General features: G+C 72.3%; 21 protein-coding genes. 11 read left to right on the forward strand and 10 right to left on the reverse strand.

The features are described from left to right. Nucleotides 1-5: 5 nt before the first annotated feature. On the reverse strand, nt 6-767 hold the full coding sequence (locus tag OHA98_RS13910; protein WP_266925684.1) for an IclR family transcriptional regulator: 762 nt from the start codon (nt 765-767) through the stop codon (nt 6-8). Nucleotides 768-1,410: 643 nt separating this feature from the next. Here OHA98_RS13910 and OHA98_RS13915 point away from each other — a divergent pair. The 5 genes from OHA98_RS13915 to OHA98_RS13935 all read left to right on the forward strand — a co-directional run bounded on the left by OHA98_RS13915 (nt 1,411) and on the right by OHA98_RS13935 (nt 6,276). After that, nucleotides 1,411-3,072 (forward strand): sensor histidine kinase KdpD, encoded by a 1,662-nt coding sequence (locus tag OHA98_RS13915; protein ID WP_266925686.1) that lies wholly within the window; start codon nt 1,411-1,413, stop codon nt 3,070-3,072. Continuing rightward, on the forward strand, nt 3,069-3,476 hold the full coding sequence (locus OHA98_RS13920; RefSeq protein WP_266925688.1) for a roadblock/LC7 domain-containing protein: 408 nt from the start codon (nt 3,069-3,071) through the stop codon (nt 3,474-3,476). Before OHA98_RS13915 ends, OHA98_RS13920 begins: the two co-directional genes overlap by 4 nt. Next, nucleotides 3,473-3,844, forward strand: coding sequence for a DUF742 domain-containing protein (locus OHA98_RS13925; RefSeq protein WP_266925690.1), 372 nt, complete (start codon nt 3,473-3,475; stop codon nt 3,842-3,844). The genes OHA98_RS13920 and OHA98_RS13925 overlap by 4 nt, the downstream gene beginning before the upstream one ends. After that, nucleotides 3,825-4,439 (forward strand): ATP/GTP-binding protein, encoded by a 615-nt coding sequence (locus tag OHA98_RS13930; RefSeq protein WP_266925692.1) that lies wholly within the window; start codon nt 3,825-3,827, stop codon nt 4,437-4,439. Before OHA98_RS13925 ends, OHA98_RS13930 begins: the two co-directional genes overlap by 20 nt. 163 nt (nt 4,440-4,602) lie before the next feature. Then, a complete protein-coding gene (locus tag OHA98_RS13935) occupies nt 4,603-6,276 on the forward strand; it encodes a cytochrome P450 (RefSeq protein WP_266925694.1) in 1,674 nt (557 codons plus the stop codon). Nucleotides 6,277-6,374: 98 nt separating this feature from the next. Here the strand turns inward: OHA98_RS13935 and OHA98_RS13940 are convergent, their stop codons facing one another. Next, a complete protein-coding gene (locus tag OHA98_RS13940) occupies nt 6,375-7,688 on the reverse strand; it encodes an SGNH/GDSL hydrolase family protein (protein ID WP_266925696.1) in 1,314 nt (437 codons plus the stop codon). Between the two features lie 256 nt (nt 7,689-7,944). Here OHA98_RS13940 and OHA98_RS13945 point away from each other — a divergent pair, with 256 nt between their 5' ends. Further along, nucleotides 7,945-9,291, forward strand: coding sequence for a 6-phospho-beta-glucosidase (locus OHA98_RS13945; RefSeq protein ID WP_266925698.1), 1,347 nt, complete (start codon nt 7,945-7,947; stop codon nt 9,289-9,291). A gap of 24 nt (nt 9,292-9,315) precedes the next feature. Here the strand turns inward: OHA98_RS13945 and OHA98_RS13950 are convergent, their stop codons facing one another. The 7 genes from OHA98_RS13950 to OHA98_RS13980 form a co-directional block, all read right to left on the reverse strand. After that, nucleotides 9,316-11,493, reverse strand: coding sequence for a hypothetical protein (locus tag OHA98_RS13950; RefSeq protein ID WP_266925700.1), 2,178 nt, complete (start codon nt 11,491-11,493; stop codon nt 9,316-9,318). Beyond that, nucleotides 11,490-12,674 (reverse strand): VWA domain-containing protein, encoded by a 1,185-nt coding sequence (locus OHA98_RS13955; RefSeq protein WP_266925702.1) that lies wholly within the window; start codon nt 12,672-12,674, stop codon nt 11,490-11,492. Before OHA98_RS13955 ends, OHA98_RS13950 begins: the two co-directional genes overlap by 4 nt. Then, the gene (locus tag OHA98_RS13960; protein ID WP_266925704.1) at nt 12,671-15,085 is read right to left on the reverse strand and encodes a DUF5682 family protein; all 2,415 of its coding nucleotides are present in this window, start codon (nt 15,083-15,085) and stop codon (nt 12,671-12,673) included. The genes OHA98_RS13955 and OHA98_RS13960 overlap by 4 nt, the downstream gene beginning before the upstream one ends. Beyond that, entirely contained in the window at nt 15,085-16,257 is a 1,173-nt protein-coding gene (locus OHA98_RS13965) for an AAA family ATPase (protein ID WP_266925706.1), read from the reverse strand. The genes OHA98_RS13960 and OHA98_RS13965 overlap by 1 nt, the downstream gene beginning before the upstream one ends. After that, the gene (locus tag OHA98_RS13970) at nt 16,254-20,021 is read right to left on the reverse strand and encodes a WGR and DUF4132 domain-containing protein (protein ID WP_266925707.1); all 3,768 of its coding nucleotides are present in this window, start codon (nt 20,019-20,021) and stop codon (nt 16,254-16,256) included. Before OHA98_RS13970 ends, OHA98_RS13965 begins: the two co-directional genes overlap by 4 nt. A 154-nt stretch (nt 20,022-20,175) precedes the next feature. Next, nucleotides 20,176-20,613: a hypothetical protein gene (locus tag OHA98_RS13975; RefSeq protein ID WP_266925708.1), complete on the reverse strand. Its 438-nt coding sequence runs from the start codon at nt 20,611-20,613 to the stop codon at nt 20,176-20,178. Then, nucleotides 20,607-21,065 carry an anti-sigma regulatory factor gene (locus OHA98_RS13980; RefSeq protein WP_266925709.1) on the reverse strand — a complete coding sequence of 153 codons (459 nt, stop codon included), beginning with the start codon at nt 21,063-21,065 and terminating at the stop codon, nt 20,607-20,609. Before OHA98_RS13980 ends, OHA98_RS13975 begins: the two co-directional genes overlap by 7 nt. Nucleotides 21,066-21,270: 205 nt before the next feature. On the opposite strand from OHA98_RS13980, the gene OHA98_RS13985 reads away from it, so the two are divergent. From OHA98_RS13985 to OHA98_RS14005, 5 genes are all read left to right on the forward strand, one after another. Then, nucleotides 21,271-22,131, forward strand: coding sequence for a helix-turn-helix transcriptional regulator (locus tag OHA98_RS13985; RefSeq protein ID WP_266925711.1), 861 nt, complete (start codon nt 21,271-21,273; stop codon nt 22,129-22,131). After that, nucleotides 22,131-22,367 carry a DUF397 domain-containing protein gene (locus OHA98_RS13990; RefSeq protein ID WP_266925713.1) on the forward strand — a complete coding sequence of 79 codons (237 nt, stop codon included), beginning with the start codon at nt 22,131-22,133 and terminating at the stop codon, nt 22,365-22,367. The genes OHA98_RS13985 and OHA98_RS13990 overlap by 1 nt, the downstream gene beginning before the upstream one ends. 82 nt (nt 22,368-22,449) lie before the next feature. Continuing rightward, nucleotides 22,450-23,259 (forward strand): SAM-dependent methyltransferase, encoded by an 810-nt coding sequence (locus tag OHA98_RS13995; protein WP_266925715.1) that lies wholly within the window; start codon nt 22,450-22,452, stop codon nt 23,257-23,259. A 101-nt stretch (nt 23,260-23,360) separates the two neighbouring features. Further along, nucleotides 23,361-23,807 carry a YchJ family protein gene (locus OHA98_RS14000; RefSeq protein WP_266925716.1) on the forward strand — a complete coding sequence of 149 codons (447 nt, stop codon included), beginning with the start codon at nt 23,361-23,363 and terminating at the stop codon, nt 23,805-23,807. Between the two features lie 42 nt (nt 23,808-23,849). After that, nucleotides 23,850-24,437, forward strand: a complete 588-nt coding sequence (locus tag OHA98_RS14005) for a GNAT family N-acetyltransferase (protein WP_266925718.1) — start codon at nt 23,850-23,852, stop codon at nt 24,435-24,437. A gap of 2 nt (nt 24,438-24,439) precedes the next feature. Here OHA98_RS14005 and OHA98_RS14010 read toward each other — a convergent pair whose 3' ends face one another. After that, complete coding sequence (locus OHA98_RS14010) at nt 24,440-26,530, reverse strand: MDR family MFS transporter (RefSeq protein ID WP_266925719.1); 2,091 nt, start codon at nt 26,528-26,530, stop codon at nt 24,440-24,442. Between the last annotated feature and the right edge of the window lie 2 nt (nt 26,531-26,532).

Raw genomic sequence — 26,532 nt, forward strand, 5'->3', positions numbered from 1 at the left:
GGCCGTCAGAGGACGCGAACGGACTTCAGCAGCGCGGCCGACTGCCGTAGCTGCCCGGCCCGTTCGGCCAGGTCGGCGTCCCGGGAGCGGCCGGCGGGAGCCGACGCGGTCAGGGCGAGGCGGTCGCGCCAGCCCGCCCCGGCGAGCGGCACCGCCACGGCGTTCAGTCCCGGGACCGACTCACCCAGGCTGAGCGCGTGCCCGGCCGCGCGGATCCGGTCCAACTCGGCCAGCAGCGCGGCGCGGGAGGTGATCGTGCATGTGGTGACCCGCTCCAGTTCCTCGTACGGATACAGCGCGCACACCTGGTCCGGACTCATCCGGGAGAGCAGCATCTTGCCCCCCGCGGTGGCGTGTGCCGGCCGGGTGCCCCCTTCCAGCATCACCCGTACGGGATGGGAGGACTCCCTGCCGTCGGTGACGACGATCCGGTCGCCGATCAGCGCGGTGCTCTGCACCGTCTCGCCGGTCCGCCGTGCCGCGTCCTCCAGCACGGCCCCGAGCCGCTCGCGGACGGCGGAGCCGAAGCCCGCCGGGCGGCCGAGCCGCACGAGTTCGGGGCCCGCCGAGTAGCCGCGGCCGGAGCTCTCCCGGATCACGAACCCCCGGCCCTCCAGGGTGCTCAGCACCCGGTGGGCGGTGGACCGGCCGATGCCGAGCAGTCCGGCGGCCTCGGTGACGGTGAGGGTGTCATGGGTCAGGAACAGCTGCATCAGCCGGAGGCCGGTGTCCAGTGATTCGATGGTGTAACCGCGGGCCGCTGTCATACCGCGCCCGTCCTGGCGGGGTGCCGCCGCGGTGAGCGGGCGGGTCCGGGGTTCCGCGCGGCGTACGTGCGTTCATGGCTCCGCGCGGCGTACCTGCGTTCATGGCTCCGCACGGCGTACGTCGGTTCGCGACTGCGCACGGTGTGCGCGAGCCCGCGGCTCCGTGCGCCGGTGCCCCCGGGCGGCGGCGGGTCCACCCGTGCGCCCGCACGTACGCCCGTAGGGCCCGTCATCGGGGTGATTTTGCCGTCCACTCTTCCGGCGGTCATGAATCTGCTCCTTTCGATCCGGTTCGAGCACCTGTGCCCCTGTCCCGTTCTGCGGTACGGGATGGGCCGCTTGAGCCGGTGTCATCACTACTGTGCCTCGGCCGTCCCGCTCTGCGGTACGCGAGGGCACGACGCCGGCCGCATTCCCCGCATCGTCACTCCCCGCGCACGCCCGGAGGCGCTGAGTGCAAAAACTGGTGAGTGTATTACTGCCGGGGTGCTCGCGCAGGGGGTTGGGTGAATATGCCGAAGCACTGTTCTGATCTGGCTAAGCTCACGCGCAGTGAAGTCGAGTTGATATGAATTCGAGCACTTGTTCATGAGTATCCGCACCCGTACGCATACATCCCGGAATCAACCGCCAGAGGGTTTAGATGGTCCGTGTTGAACCACCGCCGACCGAACGAGAAATTCCCGTTGTCCGCGTAGTCCTGCTGCCCGTGGTGCTGCTCGCCGGTGCCACCGCCGCCGGTTCGGCGCTGGTGACCGAGGTCGCTCGGATACCAGTCGCCGTGTGCGGCGCGATCACCACGCTCGTGGTCTGCGCGCTCGCCGTCGCGCTGAACCGTCGCCGGCGCGCGATGCGCGTCCAGCGCATCGAGTACGAACAGCGCATCGCCTTCCTGGAACACCGCATCCTCTCGCACGACGCCGAGACGGTACGGCTCACCAAGGAGGTCATGCCCGCCGCGATCCGACAGCTGCGCGTGGGCAATTCGCCCGAAGAGGTGATGCGCGACGTCTTCGACGCGGACCCCGCCAACCACCATCTGCCCAGGGCGCTGCGCGAGCAGGTCTTCCAGGTCCTCGACATCATCGACGCCGAAGAGGCGCGGCGTGACTCCGCGCAGCGCGCCTTCGTCGCCGTCGCCCGGCGCGTCCAGGCGATCGTGAACCGGCAGGCGAGCGAGCTGCGGGAGATGGAGGACCACTACGGGCGCAACCCCGAGGTCTTCGACGACCTGCTCCGCCTCGACCACGGCACCGCGCTGATCGGCCGTCTCGCCGACTCCATCTCGGTGCTCGGCGGGGCCCGGCCCAGCCGCCAGTGGCCCAAGCCCGTACCCCTGTTCAGCGTGCTGCGCGGCGCGATGTCCCGCATCCTGGAGTACCCGCGGATCGAGCTGCACTCGATCTCCAAGATCGCCATCGTCGGCACCGCCGTCGAGCCGCTCATCCACGCCTGTGCCGAGCTCCTCGACAACGCGACGCGCTACTCGCCGCCGCAGACCAAGGTGCACGTCACCGCGGTCGAGGTGCAGACCGGCATCGCCATCGAGATCGAGGACGGCGGCGTCAGCCTCAGCGAGGAGGCCCGCGCCAGGGCCGAGAACATGCTCGCCCAGGCCCAGGCCGGCATCAACATGAACGACCTCGGGGAGTCCCCGCGGCTCGGCATGGCGGTCGTCGGCCGGCTCTCCCGCATGTACCAACTCCAGGTATCACTACGCCAGTCGGCATACGGCGGGGTCCGGGCCGTGCTCATCGTGCCGCGCGAAATGATCACCACCGGGCCCGCGCCCGGAATCGCGCACGGCATCGGCGCCACCTCACGGCCCAACAGCTCGCTGGACATGTCGCAGCTCCAGCACGTCGTGCCGCCCCCCGGCAAGCGCAAGCCCAAGCCGGCGTCCACCGGCCTGCCGCCCTCCGTGGTGGCCGGCCTCCCCGAAGGAGCCTCCGCCGGACCCTCGCCGCACCCGGTCCTTCCGGCGTCAGCCATGGACGACGACGTTCCGATCGTGACCGAGTGGACCGAGGGCGGTCTTCCGCAGCGCCGCAGCCGGGGCCGTGCCCCCCTCGGTTCGCACAACCTCCCCCAGCAGCCCCAGCTGCCCGCCGTCGACTCCGCCAACGGGGCGCACGACGGCCGGCGGGGCAGGGCGGGCGGTGAGGAGGGCGGACCCGCCAAGGGCGAGGAGAAGCCCCCCGGCCTCTGGCTGGAGGCCTTCACCAAGGCGGTCAACGGCGTGCCGCAGGAACCGAAGAACGGCGAGGACTCTGACGATGCGTGGGACAAGGGAGACCTGAAGTGATCCAGCAGCGCGGGCACATGGACTGGATGCTCAAGGAACTGGCCGACGATGTACCCAGCATCCATCAGATCGTGGTGCTGTCATCGGACGGGCTGCGCATCGCGATGCACGGCGGCGACCCCGATGTCGCCGACCGGCTCGCGGCGGCCTGCGCCGGACTGCAGAGCCTGGCCGCCGCCGTCGCCACCGAGATTCCCTACAGCGACGGTCTGATGAAGCTGGTCGTCATCGAAGTCACCGGCGGCTTCTTCTACTTGATGGCGGCCGGAACCGGTGCCTACCTCGCGGTGCTGGCGGGCGAGACCATCGACGCCGGGATGGTCGGCGCCCGCATGCGTGACCTGGTCGTCCGGATCGGTGCCCATCTGACCAGTCCGCCGCGCCACGACAGGCAGTCCGGATGAGTGCTCCCCGACGAGAACGCCGCAAGGCCGACCCGGCGCTCAGCGATCCGGAACGGCTCTATGTCATCACCGGCGAACTCGACGGCGGCGGGCGGGCTGCGCTCGACCTGGTCACCATGGTCGTCGCGCAGGCCGAGCCCACGCCGACGTGCCAGCCCGAGCAGGCCGCGATCCTGCGGCTCTGCCAGGCACCCCTGTCCGTCGCCGAGATCTCGGCCTACCTCGGCCTGCCGTTCAGCGTGGTCACGTCGCTCCTGACGGATCTGCTCGCGACCGAACTCATCGAATCGCGCGCACCCATCGTCCGCGCGACCCTCCCCGACAGGTCCCTTCTCGAAGCGGTGATGCATGGACTTCAGAAACTCTGACACGATCTCCGGGCCCCGCAGCGAGGACGTCCTGCCCACCACGGCCAACGCCGCGGTGAAGGTCGTGATCGTCGGCGGGTTCGGCGTCGGCAAGACGACCATGGTCGGCGCGGTGAGCGAGATCCGGCCGCTGACGACCGAAGAGACCATGACCGAGGCCGGCGTCGGTGTGGACAACAACACCGGTGTGGAGAGCAAGACCGCCACCACGGTCGCCATGGACTTCGGCCGGATCAGCCTCAGCGAGGAACTGATCCTCTATCTGTTCGGCACCCCCGGCCAGGAGCGCTTCTGGTTCCTGTGGAACGGACTCTTCGAAGGGGCCCTCGGCGCCGTCGTCCTCATCGACACCAGGCGGCTCCAGGTCAGTTTCGACGTGATCGGCCGGCTGGAGGAGCGGGGCGTCCCCTTCGTCGTCGCCGTGAACACCTTCCCCGACGCGCCGTACCACCCGGTCGAGGACCTGCGCAGAGCCCTCGACCTGCCGGACGAGATCCCGATGATCGACTGCGACGCCCGCACGCGGGTATCCAGCCGCGATGTGCTGATGACCCTGATGCGCTATCTGCACAGCCTGTCCCTCCCCGTGGCCTGAGGACAGAGCCGGAGGGCCATCTCCCCCTGGCACCGGCGCGCGTACGTCCCCTGCGCGCGCCCCTGTCCGTACGGCACCACCTGGCGCGCCCCCCTCGGGCAGGTGCGTCACCGTTTCCGCGCGCCCTCGCCCGAGCCCTGGAATCCCGAGCCCTGGAGCAACTGTGACAACCCCCTTCCACCAAGAGCCCGGAGCTCCCTCCGGGCCGGTCCCGCCTCCCGAGTGCCCCGCTCGTGGGCTCGGGATCGGTCCCGGCGGGCTGCGCCGGCTCTACGGGCCCGAGGCGGAGAAGGACCCCGCGGGTCTGTACGACAGACTGCGTGCCGAGCACGGCGCGGTCGCTCCGGTCCTGCTGCACGGAGACGTACCCGCCTGGCTCGTCCTCGGGCACAGCGAGAACCTGCACATGACCCGGACGCCCTCCCAGTTCTCCCGGGACTCCCGGCGCTGGCGGGCCCTGCAGGACGGCAGCGTAGCCGCGGACCACCCGCTGGCCCCGATCTTCACCTGGCAGCCGGTGTGTGTGTTCGCCGACGGCGCCACCCATGAGCGTCAGCGCGGCGCGGTCACCGACAGCATGGAGCGCATCGACGCCCGCGGTGTGCGCCGCCATATCAACCGCTTCAGCAACCGCCTCGTCAACGACTTCTGCGAGAAGGGCTCCGCGGACCTGGTCGGCCAGTTCGCCGAGCACCTGCCGATGATGGTGGTGTGCGCGATCTTCGGCATGCCCGAGGAGTACGACGACGCCCTGGTACAGGCTGCCCGGGACATGATCCGTGGCACCGAGACCGCCGTCGCGAGCAACGCCCATGTCGTGGCGGTGCTGACCCGGCTCGTCGAACAGCGCCGTGCGGAACCCGGACCCGACCTGGCCAGCTGGCTCCTCGAACACCCGGCCTCGCTGACGGACATCGAGGTCATCGAGCATCTGCGGCTGATCCTCATCGCCGCCTACGAGTCCACCGCCAACCTGATGGCCAATGTGCTGCGCATGGTCCTCACCGATCCCCGTTTCCGCGCCCGGCTCAGCGGCGGTCACATGACGGTGCCGGAGGCCGTGGAACAGACCCTGTGGGACGAGCCGCCCTTCACCGCGGTCTTCGGCCGCTGGGCGGTCGGCGACACCGAACTGGGCGGTCAGCAGATCAAGGCGGGCGACGGGCTGCTCGTCGGTATCGCCGCGGCCAACACCGACCCGAAGGTACGCCCGGACCTCGCCGCCGGCATGGAGGGCAACCGCGCGCACCTCGCGTTCAGCGGCGGACCCCACGAGTGCCCCGGCCAGGACATCGGCCGCGCCATCGCCGATGTCGGGGTGGACGCCCTGCTGATGCGCCTGCCGGACCTGGAGCTCGGGGTCGACGAGAGCGAGCTGAGCTGGGTGGGCAACTTCATGTCACGGCACCTGGTGGAGCTCCCCGCGACCTTCGCACCCAGCCCCCGGCAGGCGATCGACTCCGATCCGCTGTCGATGATGGCCCGGTCCAGGCCGGCCGTCGACTGGGAGGTCTCCTCCCCGTCCCGGCCCGTCCCCCTGCCCACGTCCACCGAGGTGGGGACCCAGCCCGCCCACGCGCCGGGCACGGTCCCGCACCAGGAACTGCCTGAGGCGCTGCCGGAAGAACTGCCGGAGGTGCTGCCTGTGGAGCCGGCCGCGGTACCGGAAGCCGGTCCGCCGGCCGGCCCGCCGCCGGCCGTTCCTCAGTCGGCCGTTCCCCAGCCTGCCGCTCCGGCCGAGGAGCCCGCCGTCGCCCCGGTCATTCCGCAGCAGCGCGGGCCGGCGGCCCCCACCCGGCTGTGGCGGGCGGTGTCGCGCTGGTGGAACGGCGGCTGACCCGCCGTTGACGAACGCCGCCGGCCGGCCCCGGACTCCGTGCGGTCCGGTGCCGCCCGACGGCGGACAGGCGTGGGGACGTACGCGCGGGCGCCGGCTCAGCGCCGGTCGCACCGCAGGTCGTCGGGGTCGACGACACGGCTCATGGCGTCCATGCCCGCGTCGTTCGGGTGCAGATGGTCACCGCTGTCGAAGGCGGGCAGCATCCGGGAGGGCGCCGAGGGGTCCCGGGTCTCCGTGTCGAAGTCGGCGACCGCGTCGAAGGAGCCGCTGTCCCGGATGAACGCGTTCACCTCCTGCCGGACCCGCTCGCCGTCCGCGTTCCAGTCGCGCCATCCCTCGTACGGCATGACGGTCGCGCCGACGACGCACACCCCCGCCGCGTGCGAGCGTCCGATGATCTCCCGGTACCCGGCGATCAGCTGCTCGGCGGTGGGGGCCGGGACGGACTTGATGTCGTTGACCCCCTCCAGCAGGATCACCGTCTCCAGCCCGCGCTGTGACAGGACATCGCGGTCGAGCCTCTTCAGCGCACTCTGCCCGGCGCCGTCGCTGAGCACCCTGTTGCCCGAGATGCCCTCGTTGGCGACGCCCTTGATCCGGGTGGTCCGGTCGGCGGCGAGCCGCCCCGCCAGCAGGTCGGGCCAGCGGCGGTTGGTGTTCTGCGTCGAACTGGCCCCGTCCGTGATCGAGTCCCCGAACGCGGCCACCGCGCCCGTGCCGTGGCGGGCTCCCACCACCACGGCGTCGAGATAGAACCACGACGGGATCCGCTGGGTGAACGGGGCGGCGGACTCCTGCGCGGTGTGATCACCGGCGGGCGCCACAAAAGAGGTCTGGAGCGCCATCCGGTGACCGGAGGCGGTCGCTCCGGCGCTCTGTACGTAGATGCTGACCGCGAGGTCCGACTGCGGCGGGACGGTACCGGGCAGCGCGTCGCTGTACACGGAACCTCCCGCCGGTACGGTGACGGACGGTGAACCCCCGAAGGAGAGCGCGCGGTTGGTGCCCGGCACCACCGCCGCGTCGGTGGCCCGCCGGCCGGCGTACGCACGGCCGAAGGTCACCGGCTGATCGCCGAAGGCGTTGGAGAGACGGATCCGCAGGCCCTTGCCGCCGGCGCTCGTGCGGACGACGAGACGGTAGGTCCGGTCCTGGGTGGGGGTGACCTGACGGTCGGCGCTCGCGGCCCAGGTGACCACCTGCGAAGTGGCACGAGGGGCACCGGCGGCAACGCCGCTCGCGCCGTTTCCGGCGGTGCCGGCCGCTTCGGCGGTGCCGGCCGAGGACACCGCGGCCGTGGTCAGTACGGCCGTGGTCAGTACGGCGGCCAGGGCGACGGCCGCGCCGAGTGCGGTGAGCGGCACGCGCCGTCGGCATCGGGGTCCGCTCAGTGGTCCGGTGATGTTCATGGGTGCTGGTTCCTCCCCTTGCGATGCGGGGCGCGTCCCGCCCCGGGAGCAAATTCCTCATGGACATGTCAGGCGCGTGCCGAAGGCATTGACCCTCCCGGTGGCAAGCGCTGTCTACGCGAGGGCGTCGAATGGCCCGCGCACGCCCATGATTCGGCCGAACCCTGTCGGCTGCGGCCCCACGACGCGCGGGAGTCACCACGGCAGCGGCCGGACACCGCGGTGCCGGGCCGTCACCCCCGTACCATCGAGCAGCGTGAAGCTGACAATTCTTGGCGGTGGCGGATTCCGGGTGCCCCTCGTGTACGGGGCCCTGCTCGGCGATCACGCCGAAGGCCGTGTGTCCCATGTGACCCTGTACGACACGGACGCCGACCGGCTCGCGGCCGTCGCCCGCGTCCTGGAGGAACAGTCCGGCGGTGTCCCGGACGCCCCCGCCGTCCTCGCCACCACCGACCTCGACGAAGCGCTGCGCGCGGCCGACTTCGTCTTCTCGGCGATCCGCGTCGGCGGACTCGAAGGGCGCGCGGCGGACGAACGGGTGGCCCTGGACGAAGGCGTGCTCGGCCAGGAGACCGTAGGAGCGGGCGGCATCGCGTACGGGCTGCGCACCGTCCCCGTGGCCGACGGCCTCGCCCGGCGCATCGCCCGCCTCGCCCCGGACGCCTGGGTCATCAACTTCACCAACCCGGCGGGACTGGTCACCGAGGCGATGTCCCGGCACCTGGGGGACCGGGTCATCGGAATCTGCGACTCCCCGGTCGGGCTGGGACGGCGGATCGCCCGGGTGCTCGGCGCCGACCCGGACCGGGCCTGGATCGACTACGCGGGACTCAACCACCTCGGCTGGGTCCGCGGACTGTACGTCGACGGCCGTGACGAACTGCCGCGGCTGCTGGCCGATCCTGCCCTGCTCGGTTCCTTCGAGGAGGGCAGACTCTTCGGGACCGATCTGCTGCGGTCACTGGGTTCCGTCCCCAACGAGTACCTGCACTACTACTACTTCAACCGTGAGGCGGTGCACGCGTACCAGAAGGCCGAACAGACCCGGGGCGCCTTCCTGCGCGAGCAGCAGCTGGGCTTCTACGCCCGGATGAAGGAGCCGGGCGCCCCGGCCCGGGCCACCTGGGACCGCACGCGCGCGGAACGCGAAGCCACCTATATGTCGGAGAACCGGGAGGTGGCGGGGGCCGGCGAGCGCGAGGAGAGCGACCTGGAGTCCGGCGGGTACGAGCAGGTCGCGCTCGCCCTGATGCGGGCCATCGCCCGCAACGAGCGGACCTCACTGATCCTCAACGTCCGCAACCGCACCACCCTGTCGGCCCTCGACACGGACGCCGTCGTCGAGGTGCCCTGCCTCGTCGACGCGAACGGTGCCCATCCGGTCGCCGTCGCGCCTCTCCCGTACCACGCGACGGGCCTCGTCACCGCCGTCAAGGCCGTCGAACGGACGGTGCTGGACGCCGCCGCGAGCGGTTCACGCGCCACGGCGGTGCAGGCCTTCGCCCTGCACCCGCTGGTCGACTCCGTCGCGGTGGCCCGTCGGCTGGTCGAGGGATACACCCGTGCCCACCCGGGCCTCGCCTACCTCGACAAGCCATGACCGGTCTCTGCCGGGGCAGGGGCGTCAGGGGGTTTCGGCGGCCCGGAGTTCGCTGCTGACCAGGAGATGGAGCTGGGCCTCCAGCCAGGCGGCGGACCTGGCATCCTCGTCGGAGCGCTCGGCGTCGCCGGTGCCGGTGCCGGCACCGGTGTTGAGGAAGGCGCGGAGCAGCTCCGCGGACCGGGACAGTCCGGTCCCGGCCAGCGCGGTGGCCGCCTCGTCGATCCGGGCGCGGGCCGGTTCCGGCAGATGGCGCAGACCACTGTGGGCCACCGCCGCCAGGGCGGCGAGTGCCTCCTCCAGCGCCGACGTCAGCGGATCGGACGCCTGCCGCTCCACCGCGGCCAGCGCCGTGGAGCCGTCGCCCGGAGCCAGGTCCGGCACGACGACCCCGGCCGGGGTCTGTACCGCGATCGGGTCGATCCGGATGCCGCCGCCCGTACGGTGCACGGCGCCGCTGATCCTGGTGGCACCGCCCGCCAGCGCGTCGGCCAGGGCGTCCAGCGAACCGGGACACTCCGGCCGGTAGCCGGAACACACCAGGGCCCGCGTGCCCGCGGTGTCCCGGACGACCGCTTCCAGCCGCTGCTCGGCAGGGTCGTAGCCGACGCTCTCCACATCCGACAGTGCGATGACCCGCACGGTCTCCGCCTCGATGCGCGGCCGGACCAGCCGGGGCGGTCTGCCGTCCCAGGCCGCGGTCAGGGCCGCCAGATCCCGTACGAGCAGGGGCTCCGCGAGATCCGCCCAGGAGGCACCGACCGGCGTGATACTGGTCGCGCCCAGCCGGCCCCGGGAGACCGTCAGGGCACGGCTCGCCGTGCGCCGCACGCTTTCGCTGATCAGGTTGCCGGTGGCCAGCGCGGCCAGCGTCGAACCGAGGACCCGCCGGGTGGCGAGCCGGTGCCCGGTGGTCCGCTGCCCCTCGGCCGCGGCCCACTCCTTGCGGAGGACGAGCACGGTGGCGGCGCCCGGGTGCGCGAAGTACACCTCGGCGACGGTGCCGTTCCCGGCGGTGCGTATCCGGCAGCCGAGAGAGGTGAGTGCGACCCGGCGCAGCGGGGTGTCACCCGCTTCCCGGGTGCCGAGAACGCCGGGAAGCGCCGCCGCCCGGCGTCGGGCATGGATCTCGGTGAGCAGCTCGGCGACCCGTTCGGGGCGGTAGTGGGCGCCGCGGGCGGCGTACGCCGAGAGCTGCTCGGTCAGTTCGGCGACGGCACCGGCCGGCCAGTGCAGAGAGGCCGAGGACAGCGCCTCGCCCGCGCGGGCCAGTGCGCCCCCGAGGACCGGGCTCGCATGCGCGGTGCCCGACAGGAGCAGCTCGTCGGCGAGACCGGCCGCCATGTCCAGCTGCGGCCGGGCCGTGGCGTGGGCCGTGGCGCCGCCGCCCACCTGGAGGATGGACTCCCCGGTCCGGTCCGCCTCGCGGAACGCCCAGACGGCGAGGGCCACCACCTCGCCCTTCAGTACGGTGGCCGCGTCCGTCAGCGCGTACGCGATCTCGCCGGGGACCGGGAAGCGCACGGTGCAGGTGGGGAGTTCGACCCAGGGTTCGGGGCGGTCCGCTGTGGGGCGGTGCACGCGGGCGGCGTACCCGCGCTCGAAGGCGCGGCGGGCGGAACCGAGCGCACGCGCACCGAAGGCGGCCGTCAGCGTCCCGTCGTCCGCGGAACCGGGAGACCAGTGCGTCGCGGGGCCGGAGCCGGGTTCCACGGACCGGTCCGCCCCCGCGCCTGTTCCCGGGGCCGTTCCCGCGTCCGTTGTCGAGCGCGTTCCCGCGTCCGGTTCCGCGCCGGTCCCTGTCTCCGGTGACGAGGCCGGGGGGCGTTCGGGCGACGGCGTGGCCGCGCGCTGGTAGGCCAGTACCAGGATGATGAGGTGCCGGCACACACCCGGGGCCGCACAACTGCAGGCACCGTTGTCCAGGCCCGCGCCGTGCGGCAGCGCCGTGGCCGTCCCGTCCTCGAAGCGGGCGCGCACGGTGGCATCCGGATCGGTGGTGACGGCGGGGACCGCGCCCGCGTCCAGCTCCTTCGTGGCGCGCTTGACCAGACCTCGGTTGGCGAGGGCGGCGAGCGTGTCCGGGGTGAGGGCCAGCAGGTCCCGGCGGGCGGCGGAGTCCACCGCGGCCGTCCCTGCGCCCGCGCCCGTGCCCGTGCCGGTGCCTGTGTTCGGGTTTGTGCCCGTGGCCGTGCCGGTCATCGGCCCAGCCTCTCGGCGACGAACTCGGCCAGCCGGGCCGGTGTCATGGCGCCGATGTGCGCCCCGGCCCCGGCCAGCCGCCCCGCCAGCTCACGGTCGTAGTCGGGGTTCGCATCCTCGTCCAGCGCGGCGAGCCCCAGCACGGTGGTGCCCTGTTCGGTGAGGGCACGCACCGAGCGAACCAGCCGGACGGGGTCGCCCCCCTCGTAGAAGTCGGTGATCAGGGCGACGATCGTCCGGCGCGGATTCTCCACCAGGCCTGCCCCGTACGCCATGGCGCGCGCGATGTCCGTCCCCCCGCCGAGCTGCACCCGCATCAGCAGCTCCACCGGATCGGTCACATCGGAGGTCAGGTCGACGACATTGCTGTCGAAGGCCACCAGATGGGTCTTGAGCCCGGGGAGCTCCCACAGACAGGCGGCCGTCACCGCGGAGTGGATCACTGAACCCGCCATCGAGCCGGACTGGTCCACCAGCAGGATCAGCTGCCACTGGGTCAGATGCCGCTGGGTACGGGAGTGGAAGTGGGCGCGGTCGATGAGAATGCGCCGCTCCTCGGGCCGATAGTGGGCGAGGTTGGCCCGCACCGTCCGCCGGAAGTCGAAGTCCCTCGCCAGCGGCACCCGGCTCGGCCTGCGGGAGCGGGTGCCGTGGAAGGCGCGGCGGATCTCCGGTCGCAGCCGGGCGAGGAGCTGTGTGACGACCGCGGCGACGATGCGCCGCGCGAGCGTCAGGACCTGTGGGTTCATCAGGTGTTTCGTGCGCAGCACGGCGCGCAGCAGGGTGGGGCTCGGCTCCACCCGCTCCAGCACCGTGGGGTCCGTGACGATCTCCTGGATGCCGTAGCGCTCCACGGCGTCGCGTTCCAGACGCTCGATGGTGTCCTTCGGGAAGAGCCGGTGGATGTCCTCCAGCCAGTCGATCGCGGTCACGGCGGAGGGGCCGTCACCTCCGGTGCGCCGCGCGGAACCGGAACGCCGGACACCACGCCGTTCGAGATCGGGGTCCCGGCCGTAGAGCCAGTCGAGCGCGGCGTCCTGCGCGGCGGCCCCCCGGCCCAGCGGCCCGGTACGGGCCTCGGCCGGGGACCCCAGCACCAGCCGCCAGCGCTCAAGTCCCGCGTCGGGGGCGGCCTCCGGAGCCATGGGCCCGGGTACGGCCAGGGGTTCGGGTGAGGTCATGGCGCGACTCCCAGTCCGTAGCGGGTCAGCAAACGGGACACGTCCCTCTCCAGAGCGGCGGCCCGGACGATCAGCAGCGGGTCGGCGGTGGTGCGCAGCAGCGAACGCGACGAGCCACGGAGTCCGCGCCGCTCCAGGAGCCGTGCCGCGATCCGCTCGCGCTCCCGGGGCGGGAAGTACGCGAACGCCTGGCGCAGCGCGGGCAGTCCTGACAGGAAGTCCTCGTCGGGCAGGGCGCCGAGGAAGTCGTCCAGCACCGCGATCAGTGACGCAGGACCGTCGGCCGCCGAGCCCGTCACCTCCTCGCGGGCCACCGCGAACAGCCCGGCCAGCCAGTCACCGACCGCGTCCGCACCGCCTGCCGCGACCGTGCGCACGGCTTCACCCGGATCCTCCGGGGAGCCGGAGCCCAGCGCGCGGTACAGGCCGAAGGCCGCGCCGCGCAGATCGAGCGGGGCGGAGCGGTCGTGGCTGACCCGCAGCGCGAGCCCGGTGACGGTCTCCCGGTCCACCGACAGCGGTCCGGGCGCGTGCAGTACCGCGTCCCGCAGGGCGGCCACCGCGCGCAGCCGGGGACCGTCCACGCCCGCCGCCCCGCGGGCCCCCTCGACCAGCCGGAGCAGCCGGACCGCTGCGCCGTCGATCACGGCCCCGAGCAGCGGGCCGCGGGCGACGCCGTACACCCGGTCGTGACGCCACAGGCCCAGCGCCGTGGCGAGCACTTCGCCGAGCGGCCCGGGTGTCCTCAACCCGCCCACCCGGTCCGCCAGTTCGGACAGGAGCGGTTCGGACAGGGCGCCCGCGCCGCAGAGCACGGCGTCGAACAGGGCCCCGGCCAGGGCGTCGGCCTCCGCACCGATCCCGTGCGTGCGCTCGGTGAGGGCACGCACGGCGGCATCGGCGAGCGTCGCCCCGTACGCCCCGGCCTCCACCAGCGCGGCCTCCCGCCCGGCCGCCGGGGCCGGCTCCCAGCGCTCGGCGAACACCGGGTCGACGCCGTGCTCGGGGCCCGCGGTCCGGGTGAGGCCGGGCACCGCGAGGACCCGCAGCCGGTGCAGGACCCGGCTGCGCTCCAGGTCCCCGGGATCCATGAGGTCGAGGCGGTACACGGTCTCCGGGGGGCCGTCCAGGCGCAGCCGGGCGAGCTGCGCCGCCACATCGTGCACCAGGGGCGGCGCCGGGGTGGCCGGGTGCAGCCGCCCCGTGCGGTCGCCGCTGCACGCCGCGACCATCTCGACGACGGCGGGATGGGTGCCCGCCGCCAGTGCGGACCGCGACGTCCAGGGAAGCGGCCCGTCCAGATCATCCGTGATCAGCGCGCCCGCCAGCCCGTCCAGGACGTCGATCCTCGCCGGGCGGGGATGGCCGCGCAGTGCCGTGAGGCCCTGGGACAGGCTCCGGGCGGCGATCAGGTCCGCGGTGGACACCGCGTACCGGCGGGCCCGCAGCCGCTCGATGACGACGCGCAGGAGTCCGTCCGCCGCGGCCTCGGGTCCCGACTCCCACATCTGCTGGTAATAGCCGGGCGAGGGCATGCCCGACTGATAGCCGGAGAAGGAGTCCAACTGGCGGAAGGAGTACGGAACCAGGAAGCTCCCGGCCGACGCGCCGGTCGGCGGTACGGGGACCTCCGGCCATCCGTCGGCACCGAGGGCCCATCCATCGGCACCGGCCGCCGACCCGTCCGCCACATCGGCCGGTGCCCCGGGACCGCCCTCTCCGGGACCGCCTTGTCCGGGACCGCTCGCTCCTGGACCACCCGCTCCGGGGGCATCGCCCACGAGCGCGCGCAGCGCCGGCTGATGGAAGCCCCCGGTCACCACCAGCACCGGCCGGTCCCCGGACATGGCGAGAGCCGACCGTACCCACGCCGCCATGTATGCCTCGCGCACCCGGTCGCGGCCATCGGCCTCCGCATCGCCGCGCACCAGGGAGAAGTAGGCGTCGAGCCGCTCCGCGAGACCGTCCTCCGGCTCGACCTCGAACAGCCGGTCCCACAGGGCGTCCGTCGAGTCGACCGCGAAGTGCCGGCACAGCCGCTCCGTCGCCTCCGCGTACCGGGCCTCCGCATCGGCGTACCGGTTGGTCCGGTCCGCGAACGCCGGGTGCCAGGCGGGCAGGTCGATGAAACGGACCTCGGCCCCGGCCGCCCGGCCGGCCCGCAGCGCGACCCACTCGGGGGAGTAGTCGCACAGCGGCGCCCATGAGGTGGCCGACCGGTCCTCGTCCCGGTAGTGACTGAACACCGCGACGGGCAGCTCGTGCCCGAGCAGCAGCTCGTCCAGCCGGCCGTTCATCTCGGCCGGCCCCTCCACCAGCACATGGGCGGGCCGCAGTTGCCCGATGGTCCGCTCGACGAGCCGGGCGCAGGCGGGGGAGTGGTGGCGCACTCCCAGATGGACGGCGGGCATCAGCCGGCCAGCAGATGACGTGCGTCGTACAGCGCCTGCCACTGCGGGCCGCGGCGACGGAGCACCTGCTGTTCGAGGTAGCGGCGCAGCCTGGCCAGGTCCTCCGGGCTGTCCTTCGCCGCCGTACCGGCCAGCGCGGCCACGACATCGGCGGCGCTGCCGGGCTCACCGCGCAGGAACCAGCCGCGCACTCCCACGGCGTGGGCGACGGACACCGCCTCGGCCGTGCTCATCACCGCCGAAGGCCGGTCCGGGCCCGCGCCGCCCTTCGTACCGGCACCCGCGCGCAGTTCCCGGAACGTGCCGACCAGGACCTCCAGCACATCCCGGTCCGGCGGCGGCTCCACCCCCGAACGCCGCAGCAGCGTGGTCACCTCCGCCTCGACCAGCGCCAGTTCGGTGTCCAGGTCGGGGATCGGGAAGACCGTCTCGAAGTTGAACCGGCGCTTGAGCGCCGCGCTCATCTCGTTGACACCCCGGTCCCTGGTGTTGGCGGTGGCGATGACATTGAACCCCTGACGGGCGAAGACCATGCCGTCGTCGCCCGGGAGTTCGGGAATCGCCACGACCCGCTCGGACAGCAGCGAGAGCAGCGAGTCCTGGACCTCCAGCGGGCAGCGGGTGATCTCCTCGAACCGTACGATCCGGCCCTCCGCCATGCCGCGCAGCATCGGGGCGGGGACCAGGGACCGGGGCGTGGGGCCCTCGGCGACCAGCAGGGCGTAGTTCCAGCCGTACTTGATCTGGTCCTCGGTGGTGGCCGCGCCGCCCTGCACCGTCAGTGTCGAGACCCCGCTGACCGCCGCCGCGATGAGCTCGGACAGCAAGGACTTCGCCGTGCCCGGCTCGCCCACGAGCATCAGCCCGCGGCTGGTCGCGAGCGTCACCAGAGCCCGGTCGACGAGGGACGGATTGCCGACGAACTTACGGCTGACGCCCGTGCTCCCGTCGCCGATGACGAACCGCCGGGCCGCCCGCAGGCTCAGCTCCCAGCCGGGCGGGCGAGGATCGCTGTCCCCGGCCCGCAGCGCCGCCAGTTCGTCCGCGTACCGCACCTCGGCCGGTGGCCGCTGCACCTCCGCCGGTCCGCTCTCCCCGACGGCGACGGCGACGGCGACGGCGTCACCCGGCATCGCGGACCCGCTGGTCCCCGCCCGTGTCCCCGCGCTCATGCCACGACTCCCTCGGTGAGCTCCGCCAGGTCTCCGAGCAGCTCGGAGACGACCACCGGATCGAGCGCGCCGAAACGCAGGTTGTACGTGCGCCTGTTCCAGTGGTCCGCGGGTTCGGTGTCGAGCCAGACCGTTTCGAGCTTCTGGTCGGGGAACATGTCGACGACGCCGACAGCGATGCCCTCGTACAGGGCGATCACGAGGTAGCAGTCGTCGCCGAGCCGCTTGGAGATCCAGCGCTCCACGCCCGCGTCCTGCGGGACTCCGCGCTGCCAGCCCCGCCGCTCCAGGCCGAGCACCTTGCCGATCGGCACCGTGAGGCCCTCGAACCGGGGCAGCCGGTAGCCTCCGGCCTCCTCCTCCGTCAGCGCGTGCACCGCACGGCCGAGCTGCGGGAACGGCTGAAGGATCTCGTAGTCCGCGAACACCTCGGACCAGACGGTCAGTTCGTCCCCGAGGTGCAGGGGGTGCGCCAGGCCCACCGTCGCCCCGTCGGGCAGGGCGAACCCGTCGTCCCCGGCATCGGCGAACGTACGGTCCTCCGCCACCCGGAAGGACACCCGCGCTCCGTCGTGGTCGCTCAGCCACACCAGCCGGCGCACCAGGTGCCACAGCAGGGGATGGCCGACGAACAGCTCGCGGAACTCCTGTGCCGTCCAGGTGCGGCCCGTCACCATGGCCGCCTCCAGCCGCCGGACCTGATCGGCCGCGATGGTCCGCACATCCTTCTTCAGGGCCATGAACCGCTTGCGCTCCGCCGGGGCCGCTTCGGCGTCGTCCCGGGCGCCGGGGGCCGGCAGGTCCTTGCGCCGCTTGCCGTCGGCGTCCAGGACGTAGGGCCTCAGCTGTTCGTCGAAGCCGACGGTGAAGGTCCGCGGGCCGTAGTCGATGACGGTCGAACCGTCGGCGTCCAGCCCGAAGTCCGGCACCAGCCGGTCCGCGAGCTGTTCCCCGGTCAGTCCCAGGCCCGACGCCACTTCGGCGATCTTCTCCTGGGCGCGGACCTTCAGCCCCTTGAACTTCACCCGCTGCGAGATCGCGTTGAGATGCAGCAGCGCGACATCGCTGCCGATGGAGGCGAGCACGTCGAGGCCCTCGACGGCCCGGTGGTGCGCGCCCTCCCCGGGCCAGGCCCGGATGACCGGAGTCAGCCTGCGGACGGTCCCGTCGTCGCCCAGCAGCCCCAGCGCGTGCAGGGCCCAGGACTCCGAGGCCGGCAGATTGGCCTGCTGCCACTGCTGGAACAGGGCCCAGGCGAACTCCGCGAGCGAGGCGGGCTCCGCGGTCTCCCGGAGCGCGGCGACGCCCGCGTACACATCCCCGGGCCGGGACAGCGCCAGCATCATCACGGCGTCGCGCACCGAGCGCTCGGGCAGCGCGCCGCCGGAGCGGACCAGTATCTGCGGGAGCAGCACGGGCTCCGCCCACCCCGGTACCTCCGGCATCCTCGCGGGCAGGACCCGCTCCAGGGGATCGGCGGCGAGCAGCCCCTCGACCGCCTCCATGGCCCGCTCGCCGTACGACGCGGCGGCCTCACGGACCACCCCGTCACCGTGGACCGAGGCGATCTGGAGCAGTGCGTGCTCGGCGGAGCGCCGGGCGGCACCGGCCTTGCCCACCGCGTCCGGGACCAGCAGCCCGGCGGCCTCGGCCCCGTGCCGCACGAACCAGGTACGGGCTGTCGCGGCCGTGGACTTGAGCCGCACGGCCCAGTCGGCCATGTGCCGTGCGACACGCACATCGACGAACGGGAGCAGCAGCGGCGCGAGCCGTCCGGGCTGCCGGGGCACGGCCCGCAGCAGCAACGGCAGGGCGGCGAGGCCGAAGCGGGCGGCGATGGGCTTGAGCGTGTCCTCACCGTCCCACAGATCGGTCGGGTCCCAGGTGGCGAGGTGCGGCGCGACCAGGTCCTCGGGCCCATGGACGTAGACCCAGGCGGGATGAAGGCCGTCGGAGTCCAGGGAGTGACGCAGGTGCGTGAACTCCTTGTCCCAGTCGCGGATGTCCTCCTTGCGGGTGTACCAGCTGGAGCATGCCGCCCAGCGCTCCCGCTCGTCGCGCTCCCAGCGGGCCGAGGGCTCGCCCACCGCCTCCAGACCGGTCACGACGACGGTCCTGACCTGCGTACGGGGCCTGGACCAGGGCGGGGACGTCAGCACGGCGGGCAGCGCGTGCGCGGGCGCGTCGGCGATCCGGTCCACGGGGTTGAGCAGCGGTTCGACGGTCTCCGCGAGCTCGGGGGAGAGGGCCGGGAGCAGGGACGCCACCAGTTCGCGGTGGGCTCCGATGTGGCCGAGGAGCAGCTTCCGCGATGTCTTGGACGTCGCTCCGGCGGAGTCCCGCACATCGGCACCGAGCAGCCGCAGCGCGCGCGCCGGATAGCGTCGCATCGCGTCCAGGAGGGCCGCGCGGGAGTGCTTCTTGTCCGAGTTGCGCAGCAGGGCGAGGAAGGCCTCGTCCGTCGGGATCTCGGTCAGCGCCTGGGCGACGAGCTTCTCCCCGTCCGCGTAGCAGTACCCGGTCAGGGCCTCCGCGAGCAGGGGGGCGACGGCCGTGCCGATGCCCTCGGCGACGGTCGCGATCAGGGCGACGCTGTGGCCGAAGCCGGGCTGCTCGCTGAACGCCCCGACCTGCTCGGCGGAGTCGAGCGAGGAGAACACCATGGCGAGGAGGGACTGATCGCGCTCGCCGGTCACCTCGGCGTCCGTGCACAGACCGGCGACCCAGGCGCTCTCGCTCGGTGCCAGATACGCCGCGATGATCCTCCGCTGCGCGGTGGTGCGGCAGTCGGCGAGCGCCGCGACCGTCGCGCGGTAGGTCTCCTCGTCGGCGGCCGCGATCAGGGCCCGGACGCGGTCGAGCGCGGGGCGGCGTTCGCTGGACCAGTAGGCGTGCCGGGCGCTGCTGAGCAGCTGGAGGATGGGCCGGGTCCGCTGGTGCCCGTTCCGGTTCCAGCGGGCGTTGATCTCCAGGAACTCCACCGCCGCGCACGCGGCGAACGGCAGCCCGTGGCGCGCGGCCCAGGTGTCCGCCCAGGCGGAGTGCGGCGCGGAGATCGTGACCATCGCGGCCAGTGCGGCCGCGCCGACGGGGGACGGATCACCGGCGAGGTGCGAACGCACCGTGGTGGCGAGGGCCGAATCGGTGCGTGGCGCGGTGAGGAACTCCTCGATCCACGCGGCATCCTCCGTCACCCGCGCCTCGACCGCCTCCAGCACCTGGCGACGGGCCTTGCCGGGCGCCCGCGGCACACCGCCCCTGCGGGGGTGGAGCACCCGCCGCCAGTTGGCCGGGAGTTCGAAGGTGTCCTCGTCGGGGAGGGGGGCCGCGGGAGCGTCCCCGGAGCCGTCCCCGGTCTCCGGCACGCCGCCGGACACGGCCGCTTCGGAAGAACCGGGGGAGTGCGGGGAGCCGGCGGAACCGGGAGCGCCTGCGGTATCGGCGGAAACGGAAGCGGCCGGGGAACCGGAGGAGCCGGCGGAAGCGGAAGCGGCCCGGGATCCGGGTGAGCCGGCGGAAGCGGAAGCGGCCGGACTCGACGCGGAACCCGCGCCCGCCGCACCCACCTCGCGGTACCCCTTGCGTTCCTTCTCCGCGATCGTCTTCAGCATCTGCGCCCCGGCCGCTTCCGCCGACGCGTACTCCTTCGTCTGTGTCCGCCCGTCGCTCCCGCACCGTCCGTACCGCACGGTGACCGTGAGACCGTCCGACCCGGTCTCCCAGAACTTCGAAGCAGTGCCCTCGACATACTCCCAGCGCCGCACAGGAACGCCCCCTTCACACCCCGGCAGCCCGCTCCGCCGCGGGCTTTTCGATCAGTGCTGCCACAGTAGGGCCGACCACTGACAACGCAGCGTGACGGGGGTGCCCGACCGTCTCCGGGCGCGGCCCCGCGGGGGTGCCGCGCCCGGGACGCCGTCAGGGCGCGGAGACCACGCTCGGGCGCCCGGCGGCGGCCCAGGACGGGGTCACCCCGGTCACCTGGCACACCATCAGGAAAAGCGGAATGGGCGGGGTGTACGGCGTGAGGCTGTCGGGGGCATGGATCAGCCGGGTCCGCGCCGCCGGTACGTATGCCCCGGTTTCGTAGGAGATCTGTTCCGGCCAGTCCAGATCGAGGTCCGAGCCTGCCGGAACGATCCACCACCATCGCTCGGCGTCCGCGAACACACATCCCGTGCGCGGCAGATGCGACATCAGCCGGAATCCGTACCGCGCGGGCACCCCCACGGCGTCGCAGCCGAGGCTGGCCGACAGCGAGGGCGGCAGCGGCAGTCGCACCCGGCCCCCGTGGGCCTCCCGCTGGTCGTGGGAGCGCTGCGCCGCGCGCAGACGGGACATGGCGTTTCTCAGCATGGCTGCTCCGTGCCGTGCGGCAGTTCGGCCCACACGATGCGGCCGGAGGCGTCCCCCGCGTCGTGGGACCCCCAGGCGCTGCTCATCGCGTCGACGAGCAGCAGGCCGCGTCCGTGCTCGTCGTCGGCCGCCCGGCGCAGTCGCGGGCCGCCCGGCTGGTGACCCTGGTCCTGTACGGCTATGCGCAGCCGCCTGCCGAGGCATCTCAGCTCGCACACCACACGTGCGCTCGCGGTGTGCACGACCGCGTTGGTGACCAGCTCCGAGACGATGAGGATCGCGGCGTCGTAGGTGTCGCCGTCGAGCTTCCAGGCGTCGAGCCGGGCCCGGGTCAGCTTCCGCGCACCGGCCACCGACTCCGGTTGCGCAGGCAGCGCGAAGCAGTAACGGAGCGCTTCCGTCCCGGGGCTGAGGTCCATGAGCCGGGGGATGAGCGCACTGCCAGGTGCCACGACCGATTCCTCACAGTGGGGGCTGCGTCACGCTTTGTTCCCTTGTGAAAAAGGGCGGGCATGACTACGCGAACTGGTTCACTCACCAACTCTCCCCCTGACATGAACACTTGGCAAGGGGCACTCTGAAAATTTCAGAGTGGCTGTGTCCTTGGTGGCGCGCACATGGCACACTGCTGCCAAACAGTGCATGGGGAGGTCTGAAGTGAGCGAACCGCGGTCCGCCCCGACCGTGGGACAGGTCGTTCTGGGCAAGCGCCTGCAGGATCTGCGGGAGCGCGTCGGCCTGAACCGTGACCAGGCCGCGAAGGTGCTCCGGGTCGCCCCCGCGACGATACGCAGGATGGAGACCGCCGAGGTCGGGCTGAAGATCCCTTATGTCCAGATGCTGCTGAAGGCGTACGGGATCGCCGACGACGAGACCGAGGCCTTCGTCGAGCTGGCCGAGGAGGCCAACAAGCCGGGCTGGTGGCAGCGCTTCCACGACGTGCTGCCCGACTGGTTCAGCATGTACGTCAGCCTGGAGGGCGCCGCGAGCCTGCTGCGCATGTACGAGCCGCACTTCGTCCCCGGGCTGCTCCAGACCGAGGACTACGCGCGCTCCGTGATGCGTACCGGCGCCGTCGGCCAGACCAGACCCGAGGACATCGAGCGCCATGTGGCGCTGCGGATGGAACGGCAGGCACTGCTGGCCAAGGGCGATGCGCCGAAGGTCTGGGTGATCATGGACGAGACCGTCCTGCGCCGCCCGGTCGGCAGCGTCGAAGCGATGCGCGGGCAGATCGACAAACTGCTCGAAGCGACCGAGATGCCCCATGTCACGCTTCAGATCGCGGAGTTCGCGACCGGTCATCACCCGGGTACCTACGGACCCTTCGTACTCTTCCGGTTCGCCGTGCCCGAACTGCCCGACATGGTCTACAGCGAGTACCTGACCGGCGCCGTCTACTTCGACGCGCGCCCCGAGGTGGCCTCCTACCTCGAAGTCATGGACCGCATGGCGGCTCAGGCCGCCACTGCACAACGCACGAAGGAACTCCTCCGGGACTTCCGCAAGGAGCTGTGATGAACCACATCTACAACGGCATGCCGGCCGCCGAACTCGGCTCCGAGGGCTGGTACAAGCCGTGGAGCGGAGGCAACGGAGGCAATTGCATCGAGGCCATGAAGCTGGCCGACGGCAGGGTCGCGGTACGCCAGTCCGCGGATCCCGACGGTCCGGCGCTGATCTACTCCAACGGTGAGATCGCCGCGTTCATCCAGGGGGCCAAGGCGGGGCAGGCGGATTTCCTTCTCACCTGACGCGTCGGCACATATCCTCGCCCCCACACCGCTTTGCTCTCTGTGATCGTCGGCGTACGGACTAATACTTACGGAGCGTGCCATGACCGGGAAGGACCCCCAGTCCATCGAGATCGACACCAGCAAGCCGCATCCCGCGCGGATGTACGACTGGTTTCTCGGTGGCAAGGACAACTATCCGGTCGACGAACAGATGGCCCGGCAACTGCTCTCCGTGGACGCCCGGGGCCGTGACATGGCACGCGTCAACCGGGCGTTCATGCACCGGGCCACCCGCTGGCTCGCCGAGAACGGGGTGCGCCAGTTCCTGGACATCGGCACCGGCATACCGACCGAACCCAACCTCCACCAGATCGCCCAGCGGGCGGCCCCCGACGCGCGCATCGTCTACTGCGACAACGACCCGATCGTGCTCGCGCACGCGGCGGCCCTGCTCCGCTCCACCCCGCAGGGCGCGACCGAGTACATCCAGGCCGACGCACGCGAGCCCGGGACGATCCTGGCCGAGGCGGGCAAGGTCCTCGACTTCGGCAGGCCGGTCGCGCTGTCCATGCTCGCGCTGCTGCACTTCCTGGACGACGAGGACGGTGCGCGCGAACTCGTCGACCGCCTCGTGGACCAGCTTCCCTCCGGCAGCTACCTCGTCCTCTCGCACACCACCGGTGACTTCAACCCGGAGGGCGCGGCGCAGGCACGTGCCATGTACAAGGCGCGCGGGATGACGCTGCGCCCGCGTACGCGCGCCGAACTCACCGCCTTCTTCGACGGGCTCGACCTCGTGGAGCCGGGTGTCTCGCTCTCCGCCGACTGGCACCCGGAACTCGGCGAGGTCATCGACGTCCCGGGTGACGAGCCGATCCCCGGCTACGCGGGAGTCGCCCGCAAGCCCTGACCCGTTGCCCGAGGGCCCTGATCCCTCCCCCCGGCCCGGCAGCTGTCGTGCCGCCCGGCCCCGGCCCGCCCGGGGGCGCCGTCACCGGTCACAATGGACCCATGTCACGACGCACCTCCCGACCCCGGCGGCCCGCCGCCGGGGCACAGACCCCGAAGGTCACCGCCGGCTCGCCGTGCCCCTGCGGCCTGCCCGCCACCTACGGGGACTGCTGCGGCCGTCTGCACAGCGGCAGCGCCGCCGCGCGGACCTGCGAGGCCCTGATGCGTTCCCGGTACACGGCCTTCGTCGTCCAGGACGCCGCGTATCTGCTGCGCACCTGGCATCCCGACACCCGCCCGCCCGCCGTCGAGTTCGACCCCGGGATGCGCTGGGTACGCCTGGAGATCCTGGACACCACGGAGGGCAGCGCGTTCCACACCACCGGGACCGTCACCTTCCGCGCCCACTACATGGACCACGGGCGGGCCGACTCCCTCCACGAGCACAGCCGGTTCGTCCGCCACCAGGGCGCCTGGGTCTACGCGACGGCCGTCTTCGTCGACTGAAAACCGGTTCCCGGCGCGCCCGCCCGGCCGTACGATCCGCACATGAGCGAGGATGCCGAGCAGCCGGAGACCGTACGCACACGCCCCTGGCGAGGCCGCACCGTCTCCCTCACCCCGATCGAGCCCGACGACGCCGAGCTGGTCCAGCACTGGCGCGCCGACCCGGTCGCCGCCCATGAGATCGGCATCTGGCCGGGTTCGCTGCACGAGCTCCGCGAGCGCATCGAACGCTGGACCGACGACCGGAGCCGCGACGACTTCCTCGTCCTCCTCCCGGACGGCACCCCGGCGGGCCATGTCGCGCTCTTCGACGAGGACATCGCGGACGGCACCGCGGCCGCGTACCTGCTGCTGGCCCCCGAACACCGGGGCCGGGGGCACGCCGTCGACGCCCTGGCCGCCCTGACCGACCTGGCCTTCGGCGAACTTCCGATGCAGCGCGTCGAGGCGGTCACCCACACCGACAACGACGCCGCGCTCGCCGTCCTCGCCGCCGCGGGCTTCGTCCAGGAGGGCGTCCGGCGCTCCGCCTGTCTGCACCGGGGACGGCGCTACGACTCCGCGCTCCTGTCGCTGCTCCGCGAGGAGTGGGAGGCCCAGACCCGGCCGCGGTCCTGGGAACACGTCTGACCTCAGGCCGGAGCGCCTGCCCGCGTCGAGCCGCCCGGCCGGGCGGCCGGGGACAGCTCCTGTGCCAGGTCCTCCGCCAGCAGCCGCTTGGCGATCACATCGACGGCGGCCCGCAGCTGACGGTCGTCGGGCCGGGCACCGTCCTCGGCCAGCCTGGCGTTCAGCCACTGGGCCCAGGCGCCGGAGATCGTCGCGGCCTCGCGCCGGCCCGCCGCCGTGTGGGTGAACAGCCGGCCGTCCCCGGTCAGATAGCCCTCCTCGATCATCCGGTCGAAGACCGGCACCAGCACCTCGGGCGGAATCCGGTGCCGGGCCGCGATCAGGCCGAGGCCCGCATGGCCGACCATCCGGGTGAACAGGTCGACCTGCATCACCGCCCAGGCCCCCGCCATGTCGAGCCGGGTGTCGGACTCCGCGACGATCCGCCGTGCCGTGTCCGGGCCCGCGCCGTGCAGGATCCCGGCCACGGCGAATTCGAGCAGCCTCGCGGAGTCCCCGGCACCGGGCTGGGCGAATCCCTCACCCATGTCCGTCGACCCGGCCCGTGCCGAGTCCCGCAGTTTCACCTGCTTCAGGAACAGGGCCACGACAAACCCGATCAGGGCCACCGGAACCGTCCACAGGAAGACCGTGTGCAGCGTGTCCGCGTACGCCTGCGCCAGCGGCGCCGACTGCGCGCCGGGCAGGCCGTGCAGGGCCTGCGGGTTCTGCGAGGCCTTGACCAGCTCGGCGGGATCGCCGCCCGCCCGTGCCGCCCCGGCCACCCCCTCGGCCAGATTGGGCTTGAGCGCGTTGGCGTAGATCGTGCCGAACACCGCCGTGCCGAAGGAACTGCCGAGCGTCCGGAAGAAGGTCACGCCCGACGTGGCCGTGCCCAGGTCCGCGTAGTCGACGGTGTTCTGCACGGCGATCGTCAGCACCTGCATGGACAGCCCGATGCCGAGCCCCAGCACCAGCATGTAGAACGATTCCCGCCACACACCGCTCTCCGGCCCCATCCGGGAGAGAAGGTACAGCCCGACCGCCATGACCGCTGAGCCGACGATGGGGAACAGCCGGTACTGACCGGTCTTGCTCACCACGTTGCCGCTGAAGATCGACGCGATCAGCAGACCGATGACCATCGGCAGCGTGCGCACCCCCGACACCGTGGCCGAGTCCCCGTCCACGTACTGGAGGTATGTCGGCAGGAAGATCATCGCGCCGAGCATCGCGAAACCCACGATGAAGCTGAGGATCGAGCAGACCGTGAAGACCGGATTGCGGAACAGCCGCATCGGCAGCATCGGCTCCTCGGCGCGGGTCTCCACCACGCAGAACAGCGCCAGGGCGACGAGCCCGCCGATGAACAGGGAGATGATGACCGGCGAGCCCCAGGCGTACTCGTTGCCGCCCCAGCTCGTCGCCAGGATCAGGGCGCTCGCACCCAGCGCGACCAGCGCGATGCCCAGGTAGTCGATCACCGGCCGCCCGGCCGCCTTCACCGAGGGAATGTTGCGGGCGGCCGCGATGACCACCACGATCGCGATCGGCACATTGACGTAGAACGCCCAGCGCCAGGTCAGATGGTCGGTGAACAGGCCGCCCAGCAGCGGCCCGATGACGGTGGAGATGCCGAAGACCGCCCCGATCGCGCCCTGGTACTTGCCGCGGTCCCGCAGCGGGATCACATCGGCGATCAGCGCCATCGACGTGACCATGAGCCCGCCCGCGCCGATGCCCTGCATGCCCCGCCAGATGATCAGCAGCAGCATGTTCGGCGCGAGGCCGCACAGGAACGAACCGGTGATGAAGATGACCGCCGAGACCTGGAACACCAGCTTCCGCCCGAACAGGTCGCCGAACTTCCCGACCAGCACCGTCGCCACCGTCTCGGCGAGCAGATACGCCGTGACCACCCAGGACATATGGGCGGCGCCCCCGAGGTCCGAGACGATCGTGGGCAGGGCCGTTCCCACGATCGTCTGGTCCAGCGCCGCCAGCAGCATCCCGAGCACGATCGTCGCGAAGACGATGTTGCGGCGGCGCGGGTCGAGCACGGGCGGCGCGGCGGCACTCTGCGCGGCGGGGGCGGTCTCGCTGGCAGTGGTCACGC

It is taken from the genome of Streptomyces sp. NBC_00654 (assembly GCF_026341775.1).
GTDB lineage: Bacteria > Actinomycetota > Actinomycetes > Streptomycetales > Streptomycetaceae > Streptomyces.